This is a genomic window from Paenibacillus sp. M2 (genome assembly GCF_046713495.1).
GTDB lineage: Bacteria > Bacillota > Bacilli > Paenibacillales > Paenibacillaceae > Paenibacillus > Paenibacillus amylolyticus_B.
The window spans coordinates 7,002,683-7,018,770 of record NZ_CP169648.1 but is presented as its reverse complement, the minus strand read 5'-3'; the positions used below and the strand labels follow the sequence as shown (position 1 = coordinate 7,018,770).

At 48.2% G+C, this 16,088-nt stretch carries 14 protein-coding genes; 12 read left to right on the top strand and 2 right to left on the bottom strand.

The features are described 5' to 3' along the window. The first annotated feature begins 222 nt into the window (after positions 1-222). From ACETMN_RS31900 to ACETMN_RS31860, 9 genes are all read left to right on the top strand, one after another. The gene (locus tag ACETMN_RS31900; protein ID WP_411735558.1) at positions 223-867 is read left to right on the top strand and encodes an SDR family oxidoreductase; all 645 of its coding nucleotides are present in this window, start codon (positions 223-225) and stop codon (positions 865-867) included. A gap of 55 nt (positions 868-922) precedes the next feature. Continuing rightward, positions 923-1,678: a response regulator transcription factor gene (locus ACETMN_RS31895; protein ID WP_411735557.1), complete on the top strand. Its 756-nt coding sequence runs from the start codon at positions 923-925 to the stop codon at positions 1,676-1,678. Next, positions 1,675-3,051: an ATP-binding protein gene (locus ACETMN_RS31890; RefSeq protein WP_411735556.1), complete on the top strand. Its 1,377-nt coding sequence runs from the start codon at positions 1,675-1,677 to the stop codon at positions 3,049-3,051. The genes ACETMN_RS31895 and ACETMN_RS31890 overlap by 4 nt, the downstream gene beginning before the upstream one ends. A 297-nt stretch (positions 3,052-3,348) precedes the next feature. Continuing rightward, complete coding sequence (locus ACETMN_RS31885) at positions 3,349-4,149, top strand: PepSY domain-containing protein (protein ID WP_411735555.1); 801 nt, start codon at positions 3,349-3,351, stop codon at positions 4,147-4,149. 235 nt (positions 4,150-4,384) lie between these two features. Continuing rightward, complete coding sequence (locus ACETMN_RS31880; RefSeq protein ID WP_411735554.1) at positions 4,385-5,014, top strand: PepSY domain-containing protein; 630 nt, start codon at positions 4,385-4,387, stop codon at positions 5,012-5,014. 136 nt (positions 5,015-5,150) lie between these two features. Next, the gene (locus ACETMN_RS31875; RefSeq protein WP_411735553.1) at positions 5,151-5,333 is read left to right on the top strand and encodes a hypothetical protein; all 183 of its coding nucleotides are present in this window, start codon (positions 5,151-5,153) and stop codon (positions 5,331-5,333) included. A gap of 45 nt (positions 5,334-5,378) precedes the next feature. Beyond that, the gene (locus ACETMN_RS31870) at positions 5,379-6,887 is read left to right on the top strand and encodes an RICIN domain-containing protein (protein ID WP_411735552.1); all 1,509 of its coding nucleotides are present in this window, start codon (positions 5,379-5,381) and stop codon (positions 6,885-6,887) included. Positions 6,888-7,121: 234 nt separating this feature from the next. Then, a complete protein-coding gene (locus ACETMN_RS31865) occupies positions 7,122-7,907 on the top strand; it encodes an ABC transporter ATP-binding protein (protein WP_105600387.1) in 786 nt (261 codons plus the stop codon). Position 7,908: 1 nt separating this feature from the next. After that, the gene (locus tag ACETMN_RS31860) at positions 7,909-9,576 is read left to right on the top strand and encodes a hypothetical protein (protein ID WP_411735551.1); all 1,668 of its coding nucleotides are present in this window, start codon (positions 7,909-7,911) and stop codon (positions 9,574-9,576) included. Positions 9,577-10,000: 424 nt separating this feature from the next. On the opposite strand, the gene ACETMN_RS31855 is transcribed toward ACETMN_RS31860, so the two are convergent. Beyond that, a complete protein-coding gene (locus tag ACETMN_RS31855; RefSeq protein ID WP_411735550.1) occupies positions 10,001-11,215 on the bottom strand; it encodes a Leu/Phe/Val dehydrogenase in 1,215 nt (404 codons plus the stop codon). Between the two features lie 344 nt (positions 11,216-11,559). On the opposite strand from ACETMN_RS31855, the gene ACETMN_RS31850 reads away from it, so the two are divergent. The 3 genes from ACETMN_RS31850 to ACETMN_RS31840 all read left to right on the top strand — a co-directional run bounded on the left by ACETMN_RS31850 (position 11,560) and on the right by ACETMN_RS31840 (position 14,796). After that, positions 11,560-12,075 (top strand): DUF2179 domain-containing protein, encoded by a 516-nt coding sequence (locus ACETMN_RS31850; protein ID WP_091012544.1) that lies wholly within the window; start codon positions 11,560-11,562, stop codon positions 12,073-12,075. 290 nt (positions 12,076-12,365) lie between these two features. Continuing rightward, positions 12,366-13,793: a hypothetical protein gene (locus tag ACETMN_RS31845; RefSeq protein ID WP_411735549.1), complete on the top strand. Its 1,428-nt coding sequence runs from the start codon at positions 12,366-12,368 to the stop codon at positions 13,791-13,793. Between the two features lie 325 nt (positions 13,794-14,118). Continuing rightward, a complete protein-coding gene (locus tag ACETMN_RS31840) occupies positions 14,119-14,796 on the top strand; it encodes a hypothetical protein (protein ID WP_411735548.1) in 678 nt (225 codons plus the stop codon). Between the two features lie 75 nt (positions 14,797-14,871). Here the strand turns inward: ACETMN_RS31840 and ACETMN_RS31835 are convergent, their stop codons facing one another. Then, positions 14,872-15,948 (bottom strand): substrate-binding domain-containing protein, encoded by a 1,077-nt coding sequence (locus ACETMN_RS31835; RefSeq protein ID WP_411735547.1) that lies wholly within the window; start codon positions 15,946-15,948, stop codon positions 14,872-14,874. Positions 15,949-16,088: the final 140 nt, after the last annotated feature.

The following is a 16,088-nucleotide window of genomic DNA, read 5'->3' as shown; positions in this document are numbered from 1 at the left end:
AAGCGGTCAATGTGAGGTCGCGTATAAACCACCTAGGGGATATGGCATATTAATGGGGACAACGAATGACACACATTTCATAGATGTACTGAACGGGCATGAACATGAAGCCGGCGCTTAGAAGCGCCGGCTTTCGTTTAAATTATAGGATGAGCATCTTTAAATAAAAGGAACGGGGGAGCCGCATCAAGCCATCCGTTCAACTGAGAGGAGAAATGACGTATGAACGTTTTAGTTATAGGAGCAAATGGACAAATCGGCAAGTTGGTGGTGGAGCAGCTGGCACAGGAAAGCAAACATAAAGTAACGGCCATGATCCGTAAACCGGAGCAGGCGGATGCACTGAAGGAACTCGGTGCAGATGTGATAATCGGTGACCTGGAGGGTAGTGTGGAGGACTTGGCTGAAGCCATGAAGGATCATAATGCCATTGTGTTTACTGCAGGTTCTGGCGGATCTACCGGTCAGGACAAAACACTGCTGATTGATCTCGACGGTGCGGTGAAAACGATGGAAGCCGCAGAGCAGCAAGGAATCTCCAGATATATTCTGGTCAGTGCGTATGGCGCAGATCAACGGGAGAAATGGTCAGAGTCCATCAAGCCTTATTACGTGGCTAAGCATTACGCGGATCGTGCATTGTTTGCAAGTGATCTCAATTACACGATTATTCGCCCAGGTGGTCTGAAGAATGAACCGGGTACGGGCAAGATTGCAGTAGGAACCGATCTGGAGCCGGGAAGTATCCCGCGTGAAGATGTGGCCCGTGTAATTGTGGCTTCTTTGCAGGAAGAGAAGACGTACCGAATGGCCTTTGATCTGATTGCCGGGGAGCATCCGGTTGAAGATGCCTTGGGCAAATTGTAGATGTTATTGTAAGATAACGGGAGAATGAAATGATGGGGATGAGGGGGAGCTCTGCATGAACGAAGCCGTGCTGGTCATAGAGGATGAGCCCAAAATAGCACGTCTGCTGGAACTGGAATTACAGTATGAGGGATATCAGGTAGGCAAGGCGGGTAGTGGAACAGAAGGACTGGAGAAGTATGCAGAAGGACAGTGGGATCTGATTCTGCTTGATGTGATGTTGCCTGGTCTGAGTGGAATTGAAGTGTTGCGGCGAGTTCGGGCCAAAGATGCTACGGTCCCGATCATCATGCTCACCGCCAAAGATTCCGTGGAAGACAAAGTATCCGGTCTGGATCTCGGAGCCAATGACTACATCACTAAGCCGTTCCAGATTGAAGAGCTGCTTGCCCGAGTTCGGGCGGCTTTACGGCTTAGTGCAGTGGCGTCTGTTGTTTCTTCTGCTTCTTCGTCTACAACTGCTGATACGGGAAATGACTCTTCTGGGCATCAGGATGAAGCTGAGGCGGGCTGGTTGACGGCAGCCGGGTTGAAACTAAATGAAGGAACGCGAGAGGTATCTCGAGATGGTGTAGCCATTGAGCTTACTCCACGTGAGTTCGACTTGCTTGTGTATCTGTTGCAGAATCAACGTCAGGTGCTCAGTCGTGACCAGATTGTGCAGGCCGTGTGGGGATACGATTATTATGGAGATACCAATGTGGTGGATGTGTACATCCGTTATGTGCGCAAAAAGGTGGATAACGGATTCACACCGCCCTTAATACATACCGTACGGGGCGTAGGTTATGTCCTGAAGGAACAGTCATGAGTCTGCGCAGTAAAATCTACGGATATTCGTCTGTATTATTTGCTGTGCTGTTAATCGCGGTGAACCTTTCCGTCTATATCGTGTTTGAACGAATGTCGATTGATAACGAGGTTAATCGGGTGGAAGCGGAAGCGGAGTCTATTGTCAAAGGAGTACGTCAGTCTGCCGGCTCCATTCCGCCGGATGACTTGCTGCGGGCCTACGCGCCTGTGAACGGCATGCTTCGGATTGTTAATGAAGACGGCACCAGTTCCCCGGTGACGACAACATCAGCCTCCGAGCAGCTGAGCAAGCTGCCCTATAAGTACGAAAGTGAGAAGAAATCGGAGTATACCCAAGTGGAACAGATTGGGTATGTGTGGGTATCAGTCCCGGTCATCTGGCCTGATGGTGAGGTGGTGAATGTACAGGTCACCGAGAGCATAGCAGAAACGGAGAATCGTCTGTCTGTACTGCGTACCGTGCTTGTGGCAGTCACGATTATTGCTCTCATTCCAGCCATTATCTCCAGCCGAATTCTCGCGAACCGGATGACCAGACCGATTCAGCAGATGACACGTACGATGACTGATATACAGTCCAGCGGCCAATTCAAGCGTCTTTCACTGGAGGAAGGGTCGAAGGATGAACTGAAAACGATGGGACAGACGTTTAACCGGATGATGGATCTGCTCGAATCCAACTTTGAACGTCAGGAACGATTTGTATCGGATGCATCTCATGAACTCAAAACGCCGCTGACCATTATTGAGAGCTACGCCAGTCTGCTACAGCGGCGAGGAAAAGAGCGACCCGAGGTATTTGATGAAGCGGTAGAAGCGATTCTGTCCGAATCGGTTCGTATGCGGGAGATGACCGAGCAACTTTTACTGCTTGCGAAGCAGCCAGAGCAATGGAATGTACAGTTGGAGCGAGTGGATATCACGAGACTGGCAACAGAATCCACACGTGCGTTTCGCGAAGCCTACCACCGCGAAGTCCGGTGTGTCGATCCAGGTCCAATCTGGGCAATCAGCGATGAGAGCAAGCTGAAGCAACTGTTGTTTATTTTGCTGGATAATGCCCGGAAGTATAGTGAAGATGCAATTGAAGTCAGGCTGGAAGCGGAGGGACAAGAGTGCCGAATTCGGATTGTGGATACCGGGATTGGTATACGGGAGGACGAGCTGAAGAAGGTGTTTGACCGATTCTACCGGGTTGATCCGGCCAGAACACGCAGCTTGGGCGCAAGCGGTTCGGGTCTGGGGTTGTCACTTGCCAAAGAGCTTGCAGGAGCAGTTGGAGCACGAATCGAACTGACCAGCACCGAGGGTGAAGGCACCGAGGCTTCGATTATTTTGCCAATATCCGTTCAGAACGGGCCGCTCTCATAAAATTCTCATTCTTCTCTTATATACTATATAAACTGAACTAAAGATTGTTCACACTGACACTACGATGACAGAACAACCTTCCAATCGCTGTTATCCCCAGATTTTTTGGATTCTCTTTTCTCAAAGGGGAAAATCCGGGGATAAAGGCGAACGCTTCGCTTTTCAGGTTTTTTCTGTCCTCTCCGTATTGTGTAAAAGATTAGTTCATTTGATGTAGTAGCCATTGGAAACTAAACTCAGACCGAATATATAGCATTTGTACTTGGGCTATGGGGAGAGCTATAAGGGGGAAACGTGATGACAGAGCATGAGCAGCGACCACCGGAAATGAAGCGGCATGAACAGGGGAACAGTGGATGGGCGAAATCGCGAAGATCACTCTGGTGGGGTTCAGGGCTTCTCATTGTGCTGATTGTAGCAGTAGTTGCTTGGTGGAAGCCTTGGCAATCGACGGGTGCGGTACTTACGGCAGATGCGGCAGCTCAATCCGTACTGGATCAATATCCAGGGGAGATTGTGAATTCCACGTTGAAGGACGGGACGTATATCATGCAGCTCCGTTCGGAGACCGGCCTATATGATGTGCAAGTGGATGCCGTTACAGCTGCTGTGAATTCCATTAAACGGCTGGAGTCGAACCCGCAAGCGGAAGAGAAGACGTTATGGAGCCGCGAGCAGATCAAGACGGCGTTGTTAAAACAACAAACAGATAACCAATTGGTCTCGCTTGAACTTGTAGAGCAGCAAGGCAGTCCGGTATACACTGCGGTAGTGAAGGCGAAGGATAACAGCCGTGAAGAACTCACGATTGATCCATATACGGGAGAGACGATATCTTCCAAAACAATAACAGCCCCGACAACTGAACCAACCAAGGATGATCCCAAACCTCAGTTTCTGAGCGAGAAACAAGCCAAGCAGAAGGCACTTGCGGAGGTCCAGGGGGAAGTGGACGACATTGAACTGCGTGGAACCAATAGCGGGAATCCGTATTATCTGGTTGAAATTGATCTGGCGGATGGCCGGGAGGCTATTGTGCAGGTGAATGCCATCTCGGGAGCGATTCGTTCGGTGACTTGGGATGAGGACGATGATTAAAAGTTAAAGTTCAGAAGAAAACCCTTTGAATACAGGGTAAAATCGCTTCAAAGAGATGATTCCTAGTTTAGGGGTCATCTTTTTCAATTAGATGGACATGGATACCTGTTAAATGAGCACTCTCCTCATTTTCTCATCAAATTCTAATCTAACTCTCGCTGATCTCTCATTCCTGCAGGTTATTCTATAAATGTAGACGAGAACGAAAACAACAACAACGAGGAGATGAATGATGATGATGAACAAACATAAACTTTGGATTGGCAGCTTATCAGCAGCGGTATTACTTGGTGGATCGGCCGTAGCGGCTAGCGGGAATGTGAACGGACAATCGGTGCAAACTACACCAACGTCAACAACACAATCTGTAACACAGAATCAGAACAGCACAGGTAAAATGCTGAATGCATCACAAGCGAAAGCGTTGGCGTTAAAAGCAGCCGATGGTAAAGTGGATGACGTGGATCTGGAGCGCAGAAACGGCCAAACGTTCTATGAAATCGAGATTGATCGAAAAGGCAAAAATGATGTTGTCGTTCGTCTGGATGCGTACACAGGCAAAATCTTGGCAGTCGTGGATGATGAAGACTACGATGATGACGATGACTATCAAGGCACTGTTACAGGCAATACATCCAACAGCTCTGCCTCTAAGCAGGTCAAATTGACAGCATCCCAAGCTTCAAACATTGCTTTGAAACAAGTTACGGGTGGTAAAGTAACCAAGGTCGAGCTGGATCATGATGATGGTCGCTATGTGTATGAGATCGAACTGAGAACAGCTCAAGGTGAAGCAGATGTAGATATCGATGCCAACACTGGTAAAGTGTTATCGTTCGACCAGGAATTTTACGACCAAGATTAAGCAATAAGGGCGAGAAAATGCCGATAAAACATCATTTAACGAACCTGCCCACGAACAGCCGCACACAGCTAGAGATCGTTACATCATGGAGGGGCAGGGCAGGGATAGCAGAGGACGCTTCGGAGGAAGCGTCTTTTTGCTTTTTATGGAGAGCGGGGAGTATGGAATTGTACATGTTCCGCCGGATTGTTCACTATTCGAGCAGGAACGTGGCGGCTACAATCTGAATCAAGGAGGTGAACGCCCAGCCAGTATTGCCAGGAATTCTAATGCTGAAATGCATCATCGATCGGAGGCAGATAAGACATATCGATTTTAATTATATGTAAGCGCTTCATAAAAAAACGTGGAGGTGCATTACGATATGGCTATGAACGATAGATGGTTGAAAAAGAATACACATTCACGTCGCTTTACCCGCCGCTTGAGTTATCTGCTTGCTTTGGTTTTGGCGCTGCAATCCATAGGTATGCTGCTTGCACCCGGACCGGATGCTTCAGCTGCTCCGCTTAGTGTTACGAACGGGATACAGTTCAAGGATACCAATGGCAATGTCGTTCATGCCCATGGGGGCGGGATGATCAAGGCAAATGGGTATTATTACTGGTTTGGGGAGAATCGCAACCCAAATGGAACGTTCAAGGCGGTATCTGTGTATCGTTCATCGGATCTGAAAAACTGGGAATATCGCAATGATGTGCTGACCAGCAGCTCGGCAGCCGAATTAAATATCTCCAACATTGAACGCCCGAAAGTTATCTACAATAGTTCGACTGGAAAATATGTACTTTGGATGCACAAGGAGAATGGTCTGGATTATGGCGAGGCCAGAGTGGCCGTAGCTACTTCGAATACGGTTGATGGCAACTACACGTATGTGGGCAGCTATCGTCCCCTTGGATATGATTCCAGAGATATGACGGTGTACAACGATAACGGAACCGCTTATCTGATCTCCGCAACCCGAGTGAATGCCGATCTGAATATATATAAGCTGACCCCTGATTTCCTGGGTGTGGAATCGCTTGTCACAACGCTGTGGCCCGGACAATATCGTGAAGCGCCAGCCCTATTCAAAAAAGACGGCGTTTACTTCCTGATCACCTCGGGTGCGACCGGCTGGAATCCAAATCAGGCCAAATATGCGACAGCCTCCAGCATTACAGGCACATGGAGCGGCCTTAGCAATTTTGGAGACAGCACAACGTATGGTTCCCAATCCACCTATGTCGTTCCTGTAGAAGGTTCACAGACCACATCCTATCTTTACATGGGTGACCGCTGGGCTGGTGCATGGAGCGGACCTGTGCAGGATTCCAAGTATGTTTGGCTACCCCTATCGTTCCCTAGCGCAACTAGTCTGGCGATGAACTGGGCCAGCAGTATTACGATTGATACAGCAACAGGGAATGTGACCGGAGTGAATACACCGGATGTCTGGGACTCGAATGCTTCATATCAGCTGATTAGCCGTAAAAGCAATAAATTACTGAATGTCATCGGGGGTTCTTCCGCCAACGGTGCGGATGTGGAGCAGCGAGCAGATGGGGGAACAACAAGTCAACAGTGGCAGATTACCGATGCGGGTGGGGGCTATGTCAAAATTATCAACCGTTCCAGCGGCAAACTGATCGGTGTGGAGAATGGTTCCACGACCGATGGGGCTGTCATTGAACAGTGGAATGACGGGGGCTGGGCCAGCCAGCAATGGCAGCTCGTCCATGTAGGTGGTGGTTATTATAAACTGAAGAATCGTAGTACAGGCAAGGTCTTGGATATCTCCAGTCAATCCCTGGCAGATGGGGCTGCGGCCATCCAGTGGACGGATAATGGCGGTACGAATCAGCATTTTCAGATTGTTAAAGTGCAGTAAGACGTTTTAGATATTATAAAATAAAGTTCAACATAAAGTGGAAGCCCTTGTCTCTTACCATAAGGTGGGACAGGGGCTTTGTGATGTATTCACGCATGTTATGTGATGCTCTTACTCGATGGGGATATCCAGCTGATGGCTCATATCGTGACCTATATCCGATCATTACCATACCAAACTGTGGTAAACTAGTAGAATTGTAGAAAAAGATAGAGACAGGAGCTGGATAACGAAGTGAGTGAACAACAAGTGCTATCAATTGAAAGCTTGCGTATGAGATACAACGGACGTTATGTGCTGAACGGCATCGATCTGGAAGTGAATCGCGGTGAGATGATTGGATATATTGGTCCCAACGGGGCTGGCAAAAGTACGACGGTTAAGATTTTACTCGGGCTGGTTGAAGGGTATGTAGGCACGGTGCGAATCTTTGGTAAAGATATTGCGGATGGCGATGTGGAGTATAAACGCAGAATCGGCTATGTTCCGGAGGTGGCGGAATTGTACGAACAATTAACGCCTGCGGAGTATCTGACTTTTACGGGAGAGTTATACGGTATGTCCTATGAAGATGCGGATTACAAAGCCAAGCTATTGATGGATTGTTTTGGACTGGAAAAATCATATCATTCCCGCATTGCATCCTTTTCCAAAGGTATGCGTCAGAAAGTGCTGTTGATCTCTGCGCTGCTGCATGACCCGGATCTGTTGTTCCTGGATGAACCGCTCAGCGGATTGGATGCCAATAGTGTGATGGTGGTCAAAGAGATTTTATCGCAGTTGTCAGCCAAAGGCACAACGATCTTCTATTCGTCACACATCATGGATGTGGTGGAGAAGATCAGCAGTCGAATTGTACTGATCGCTGAAGGACGCGTCGTGGCAGACGGTACGTTTAAGCAGCTCCAACAGCAGTCCATGGAGGGTACGCTGGAGGAAGTCTTCAATCAATTGACGGGTTTCAATGAGCACATAGCCATTGCTGAGCGATTCGTATCGATTGTGCAGGAGGTGTACTGATATGGAGGAAACCTCCGACTTCCGCACGCTGAAGATCCTGGATCGCTTTCGTCCGATCATCGTCAGAACAGGGGCTGATTATGATGTGCTGCGCCTGATTTTGCGAGTGAAGTTCCAGATGGATCAACGTAGAGTACCTACCATTTTGTCCAACAATTCAGGGAAAAAGGAGCGCAAGGAAGGTAATCAGTTTCATCGATCCCTGTGGTTGTATGGATTAATGGGACTGATGATGGTTCCCTTCATCGTGTGGGATACAGGGCATTTCATGCTTCAAATGGGTCTGGTGTTCGGCATCTTAATGTTTATGATCATGACGTCCATGATCTCGGATTTCTCCTCCGTACTGCTGGACATCCGGGACCGTAATATTATCATGACGAAGCCTGTTAATGGACGAACGGTAGGTATGGCCCGAGCCATTCATGCAGGTGTCTATCTGTTCCTGCTGACGGGTTCGTTAACAGGTGTACCGCTAATTGCCGCGTTGATTACGCATGGCATCGGATTCTTTCTGATCTTCCTTGTGGAATTAATTTTGATCAACATGCTGATTCTGGTGACCACATCCCTGATTTATCTTCTCATGATGAAGTTTCTGGATGGCGAGAAGCTGAAGGATATGATCAATATGGTACAGATTCTTCTCTCGGTGGGGATTGCGATCGGTTATCAGCTGGTCATTCGTTCGTTCAGCATGTTTGACTTTGGTATGGTATTTACACCGACTTGGTGGCAGTTGCTGTTGCCCCCGTTATGGTATGCGGCTGCCTATGAATGGTTATTTGCAGGGGGAGGGAATGTGTGGCTCTATACGTTCACAGCACTGGCAGTCTTGGTTCCTGTGGTGAGTCTGATCGTATATGTGAAGCTGATGCCTTCCTTTGAAATGTATCTGGAGAAAATGGCACACTCGGGTCAGTCATCTGGACGCAGACGCGGAACATGGGATCGTTTGATCTCCAAGGTGGTCAGTCGTTCCAGAGAGGAGCAGGCTTGCTTCCGTCTGTCCGCCAGCATGATGCGTAACGAACGGGAATTCAAGCTGAAGGTGTATCCATCGCTTGGTTTATCCTTTGTTTTGCCTTATATATTTTGGTATACCCAATTGCAATCCTCCACCTGGGCGGAGTTTAGGCAAAGTTCGTTTGTATACACCTTTTACATCGTGCTGATTCTGGTTGTAACGGTGGTAGTCATGCTGAAATTTTCGGGACAATACAAGGCGTTCTGGACCTTTCGCGCTGCACCGATGGCGAATGATAGCGCGTTATATAAAGGTGCTCTGAAGGCGTTCCTGTGCAACATGTTCCTGCCTATATTCTTAGCAAATGCTATTTTGTTCACCTGGACATTTGGATTACGGATACTGCCGGATATTGCGATAATTATGCTGACAGCTACGGCGCTTGTGCCACTGGCAGGCAAATTGTTGCTGCGTAAGCCGCCGTTCTCCCAATCTTTCAGTATGGCACAGCAAAGTGATGGTTGGTATGTATTCGCCGCCCTCCCTGTGCTTGCCATGTTATGGGGAGTCCATGTCTTCTTCCGTTCGATATCGGGGGGTGTATGGATCTATGGTGCGCTACTAATCGTAGCGAATATGATGCTGTGGACGCTGCTGTTTCGAGAGAAGAAGACAGCGGAGAAGAGGTCGGTTGCAGTTTGAGAAGTTACAGCAGGACAGAAGAATAAAAGAAAAGCGATAAGGGATTAGAAAGTAGAAGGACGAAGTGATAAGAGCCTAGAAGAGTTAAGAGTGCTAAGAAGAACTAAGAAGAGCTAACCTGGACATGGATGTCGGGGTTAGCTCTTTTTGATAGGTGATACTACCCCAAAGAAATGTTCGGCCGCAGCGCTAACGAACCTGAGAAAACCTATTCGGGGCAAAAATCTGAAATATAAATTCTAACGAACCTCAGGAACGCTATCCTTCGGAAAAGTAGTTGTTTAGCTTGAAAAAGGACCAAACTAGGCACAATAACGTGTCTGAGATTCATTAGATATTAGATCCATGCTAAAAGGACCAAATAGCGTGTATCAGGTTCTTTAGAATGAAGTAAAGCAGTGGAGGTTCTTCAGGAGGGGGCACCCTATCTTGTATGGCCTGATCGGAGGATGGATTCCGCCAGCCGATCGGCTGCATCCGCTGTGGAGATTGCAGATTGCGTAGCTTCTGCGTATACCTTGCTCAGCGTGCCTGCAATCCCCGCCACCTTTTGGCGGATCAGGTCAGGCCCGGCGCCTTCCAGCTCGTAGGCGGTGGAGGTGATTCCGCCTGCGTTGAGCACATAATCAGGCGCGTACAGGATGCCGCGCGCCTGCATGCGGCCTGCAACCAGCTGTCGTTCACTCAGCTGGTTGTTGGCCGCCCCGGCAACGATGGAGCAGCGCAGCTCCTCCGCCGTTGCCGGGGTCAGTACGCCCCCTAGGGCACAGGGGGCGAAGACCTTGCAGTCAGCGGCGTGGATATGGGCCGGATCGGCCGAGATGGCGCCGCTGAACTGCACAAGGGCACGTTGTACACGCTCTAGTACAACGTCTGCCACAATGAGCCGTGCCCCGGCTGCATGCAGGTAACGGCACAGGGCATACCCGACCTTGCCCAGTCCCTGGACGGCAACGGGAATGCCCTGCAAAGATGCAATGCCTTGCTGGCGCAGCGAGGTCACAATGCCGATGTGTACGCCGTAGGCGGTCATCTCGGCAGTGAAGTCATCCTGCGCCCCAAGCGAACCGGTGGTGTCCGTCACATGTGCGGTCTCCAGTCGGATCTGGTCCATGTCTGTTGCCGTGGTACCCAGATCAAGACCGGTCACGTACCGTCCGTTCAGCCGCTCCAGACAACGACCCAGTGCGCGAAAGCGCTGCGCCCGCTTGGATATGTCCGTATCCAGGTTTTTATCTTGTTGATAAATCATCTCATCAGCGGCGACTTTCTGTTCAGCGGCAGCGCTCTTTTGCTGCTCTACCCCTAGATCTCCAGCGACCTGCTCACCACACTGAGATCCGCAACCATCCTCATCCGGTTTTGTATTCTTCACAAAAGGCACATTCCATATGACCACTTTCCCGCCACCATACGGCAGTCCGGAGATTGCATTTTTGTACGTCATGCCTTTGGCAAGCTTCATGGCATCCCGAACAGCCTCTTCCTCGGACGCATATGTCCAGTAGCGACATCCACCCAGCGCAGGTCCAAGAGCCGTGTTATGAATGGCAATGACTGCCCTCAATCCACTATGTGCATCATGGCAAAAAATGAGTTCCTCCATGCCTTCCCGCTCCATCTCCTGCCATAGCTGCATGACGGTACCCCCTTTTGTATTGACCATCCATCCTGGTTCTGACCTGATATCCTGTGCCAGCGTGCTTGGCTTTATGATGATACAGCATATTCAAAGACCCCCGCTTTCGACCCTGGGACCTCCGCCGGGTTGATAATCGGTACAAACGGTTCTATAATGGCAGTTCCGGCATGCCAGAGAGCAGAAAATGCCTACGGATTTACATCCAACCGTTTAGAATGAGGGTATAACGTCCAATGATGGAGATAGAGCGAACATACAGGAAGCATAGATGACACGAAATCGTCGAGGATATGCAGCAAAGGGCCAATTCCGTTGTGAAGGCCAGGAAAGAGGGATTGTGATTGTTTAAAATATTGGTATTTATCTTTTTGATCCAGATTGTATATGTATCGGCTTATACATTACGGATGATTCTGACACTTAAAGGCCAGAAATATATCGCCGCACTGATCAGCATGGGTGAGATAGTGATCTATGTGCTCGGTCTGAATCTGGTACTCAAGTATTTAACCCAACCATCTGCCCTGATCGTCTACGCGGTAGGTTATGGACTCGGTGTATTACTCGGGGCCTGGATCGAAGAGAAGATTGCCCTCGGTTACGTTACCGTTAAAGTAATTTGTAACCAGATGGGAAGCAACGTTGCGAATGCCCTGCGGGACAAAGGTTACGGTGTTACTGCGTGGGTGGGTAGTGGACGTGACGGAGATCGGCTTGTGATGGAGATTCTGGCGAAACGAAAAAACCAGAAACTGCTCTATCAGACGATTCTCAGTCTGGACCCCAAAGCATTTGTCATTACCGTGGAGCCCAAACAGTTCCATGGCGGCTTCTGGACACGTTCCATTAAAAAGTAAAATCGAGCAGGTCTGCGGCAGATGCAGTCCTGCTTTTTTAATTTCATCCCATCTGGAATGTTCTTGTTACCACGATGTATCCCTGAAACCTCACTTCCCAAGTTAACTCTGTACGATTCAAGGTTGCTTACAGTACAAACCCTTACCATACCAGCCTTTCCTAACCACATGTGAGATAGGGATTATTGTTGTAATCGCTTTTAACACTTACATTGAGAACATGTCCTTCGTAACTTGGCATGGCAGCGATGGACGAATGTCATCATCATATATTGGGAGGAATGGAATCGATGAAAACTAAATTTCGTAGCTTATGCAGCACAGCCCTGGCTCTAACGTTGGGGTTAACTTTATTGTCCGGACCGGCAAGTGTGCAGGCAGCGGGTAACGCAGATTACAATCTTACAGGCTTCTCCCAAGGGAACGCGGGCGGCGGCATCATTAGCGAATCAAACACAGCCACGTATAAGAAAGTGTATAATGCGACCGATCTGGCATTGGCACTGAAAAAGAACTCCGGTGTCAAAGTCGTTGAGATCATGAACGATCTGAATCTGGGATGGAATGAAATTCCGAGTGCAGCGCAGACTTCTCCTTTTGCCAAGCATAATGATGCGCTGACGCATCCCGTATTAAAACAGACCGGTGTCAGCAAGCTCACGATTGACGGTTTCAATGGACTCACGATTTTCTCCGCCAATGGTTCCAAAATCAAACACGCAGCGATCAGCGTGAAACGAAGCTCGAATGTCATCATCCGTAATCTGGAGTTTGATGAGTTATGGGAATGGGATGAATCCACCAAAGGTGATTACGACAAGAATGACTGGGATTACATCACCCTGGAGGAGAACAGCAACGTATGGATTGATCACTGCACATTTAATAAAGCCTATGACGGACTCGTCGATTCGAAAAAAGGAACCAGCGGCGTGACCATCTCCTGGTCCCTCTTCAAAGGGGATGACGGTAGCTCGAACAGCTGGGTTACCCAGCAGATTAACGAATTGGAAGCAAACAAGGCTTCCTATCCCATGTATAACTACCTGCGCAGCAGTGCGGTAGGTCTTAGCAAAGCCGATATTATCGCCATCTCGGGACCGCAAAAGAAAGGACATCTGGTCGGTTCGACCAGCTTGGAATCAGCTAACGCGAACCTGTCCATGACGCTTCACCATAATCTGTACAAAGATATTCAGGACCGGATGCCACGCCTGCGTGGAGGCAACGCACATGCTTACAACATCGTGATGGATTCGACAGGGGCACGTGCCGCTAAAGCCAAAATTACAACTTCGATGGCAACAGCGATTGCGTCCAAAGGTTATAAGTTCGATATCATTGGCAATGGGGCAATCTCCACAGAGAGCGGAGCCGTATTGGTTGAGAAATCAGTCATCAAGGACGTTCTGTATCCTGTTCGCAACAATCAGACCGATCCGGCAGATCCAACCTATACCGGCAAAATCAGAGTGACCGATACCATGTATTCTTTGGATGGCAGCTCATTCCGTGGCAGTAGTGATACGTCTGGCAGTCCACTGGCGCCAATCCCGGCGGTGATAAAATCGTTCTCCTGGAACGGTTTCTCGACACTTCCTTACAGTTATACCACGGATGATCCATCTACGTTGAATGCACGCCTCATTGCTTCCAATGGCGCGGGTTCAGGTAAACTGACCTGGTCCAAGGACAATTGGTTGAAGACAAGTTATTGATATCAGAGTAACCTATTGCTTTTTCATTCTTTAAACTAAGAAAAGAGTGCTCCTGCGGCTACGATAGCCGGGAGTGCTCTTTTTATATAATTTAGCTCCATAAACTGTTTGGTGGTCTATAGAAGAATGATTCCTTGTAAGGGTGTATTATCTCCAGCTAAAGCATGTGTTGGTCTCCCGGGTAAACGTTGTAAATTGATATTTATCTTCATTACCCCAGTGAGTAATTTATGACAAATTAACCATTTATACAAGTACGCCTTGTAATTATACTTACCGGTAAGTATAATTTATTAGAATTGACCAATAAGGATGGTGAAGCAGCTTGGATGTATGGATATACTCCGCACTGACTCTTGTTTATTTGATACTTGTTTTTCGGATGGTCGTCGTTTTAACCCAAAGGAAACAATGGCTCACATATTCCAGTTTTCAGCTATTCGTAGCGTTTAGCTTGGCATATGATAATGGAATTATTGCTGTAGGTAACCTGGTAGGAGAAGGGGAATTGTTAACCGTTCTTAGTAGCCTTCGATTTTGGCTACATGCCTTCGCTACGCCTACCCTTATTCTTGTTGGCTACCATATCTTGCGTAGCTCAGGTGCCAAGTTTGCAAATAGAAGTATAACGAATGTGGCAGCATGGCTGATAACGCTGGGTCTGGTTATCTACCAGATTGTAGGCTTTACTTTATCCGAGGTTAAAAACCTCACTGCTATAGAAGAGTATGGAGTACTGCGATATATGGCAGAGGGTCATGGAGGTCCGCCGATGATGGTTATCATCGTGGGCATTGTACTCTTGTTTGTTAGTTTGATTGTGCTTTTCAGACATAAATGGGTATGGCTGTTTGTTGGGACTGCATTATTGTTTGTAGGGCAGTTAATCTCCCTGCCAGTGGAAAGTGGAGCTTTAACCAATGTGTATGAGCTGATCCTCATCCTCTCGATTTGGAGAACGACTACATTTTTGAAGAATTCAACAGATCATCGCCGTCGTTAAGCTCCGATGCATCAGAAAAGACTGGCCAGTAAGATAAAGGCCAGTCATCTTTGTTCGTTTATTTAATTCTATAATTCAGACATCCATAGAATCTGATGAGGCAGACGTAGCACTCACCGATTCACGATAGATAATATTGCCTTTCACATGTACACGGCCGAAACTGCGGTTTGGGTTGTCGACCTTTTTGAGCATGGACTGAACTGCCGTGCGCGCCATCTGTTCCACATCCACTTCGACGGTTGTCAGCTTGGGATCGGAGAGCGTGGCATAGATATCATTATCAAAACCAACAACAGAGCATTGGCCAGGTACCTGAATATCCATCGAATTCAGTTTTTGAACGAGCAGATGAGCGACCTGATCACAGTTGCATACAAAGGCCGTTGGCAGCTGCTCGGGCAGATCGATTTCAATAAAAGTACCGCGTTCATCCCGATCATTCAGAATTAGATTTGGATTCATCGGCAACCGATGTTCCAGCAAGGATTTGTAATACCCGAGGAAACGGTCCTGGATACTGCTCGTGGAATACAGGTTCCCTACATAAGCAATGTTACGGTGGCCCTGCTGAACCAGATAGTTCGTCAGCTCATAGGCAGCGTAGAAGTTATCGGTAACGACGGAATCAATGTCCGAATGTTCATCATAGAAGTCGAGAAACATTTTGGGAACTTCCATTGATCGCACCAGTTCAATATACTCTTTGCTGATCTGTCCGAGCACGATGAAACCATCGACCTTGTTGTCGCTGTACAGCTTGGGCAGTGTTAATTCTTCTTCATCCTCCACATTCAGAATGTGCAGAATGCCGTAGTAGCCCTGTTCCTCCAGATGTTTGGTGATGCGCTGGAACACGCGTACATAGAACGACTGCGTAGGTCCGGTAAAACGCTCCGGGATAATTACGCCAATATTATGAGTTAAGCCTTCCTTCATCGAACGGGCAGCGGCATTATACCGATAACCCATTTCAATAGCAAGCACTTTAATTTTTTCTTTTAATTCGCCACTCACGCCATCTTTATCATTCAACGCTTTCGAGACGGTCACACTGCTGACCCCGAGCCTGTCGGCGATATCCCGCATGGTGATATTGTTCTTCAGTATGGTCGCCTCCTTCAAGCCGGTATAGGCACAATGTGCTGTCACTATGATGAGTGCTTTCCTCCAACATAATAACAATCCATATCAGTATACATCGTTACCCACTTGGAATAAAGCCATTCTGGCTGTTGTTTCGCTAATTTTCAGCACATTGCAGGTTTCCCTGAGAGGACGCTCTACCGATG

Bases quoted from the DNA above. Each gene is read 5' to 3' on its own strand.
- ACETMN_RS31900 (WP_411735558.1), top strand. From the start codon at position 223: ATGAACGTTTTAGTTATAGGAGCAAATGGACAAATCGGCAAGTTGGTG.
- ACETMN_RS31895 (WP_411735557.1), top strand. From the start codon at position 923: ATGAACGAAGCCGTGCTGGTCATAGAGGATGAGCCCAAAATAGCACGT.
- ACETMN_RS31890 (WP_411735556.1), top strand. From the start codon at position 1,675: ATGAGTCTGCGCAGTAAAATCTACGGATATTCGTCTGTATTATTTGCT.
- ACETMN_RS31885 (WP_411735555.1), top strand. From the start codon at position 3,349: ATGACAGAGCATGAGCAGCGACCACCGGAAATGAAGCGGCATGAACAG.
- ACETMN_RS31880 (WP_411735554.1), top strand. From the start codon at position 4,385: ATGATGAACAAACATAAACTTTGGATTGGCAGCTTATCAGCAGCGGTA.
- ACETMN_RS31870 (WP_411735552.1), top strand. From the start codon at position 5,379: ATGGCTATGAACGATAGATGGTTGAAAAAGAATACACATTCACGTCGC.
- ACETMN_RS31860 (WP_411735551.1), top strand. From the start codon at position 7,909: ATGGAGGAAACCTCCGACTTCCGCACGCTGAAGATCCTGGATCGCTTT.
- ACETMN_RS31855 (WP_411735550.1), bottom strand. From the start codon at position 11,215: ATGCAGCTATGGCAGGAGATGGAGCGGGAAGGCATGGAGGAACTCATT.
- ACETMN_RS31845 (WP_411735549.1), top strand. From the start codon at position 12,366: ATGAAAACTAAATTTCGTAGCTTATGCAGCACAGCCCTGGCTCTAACG.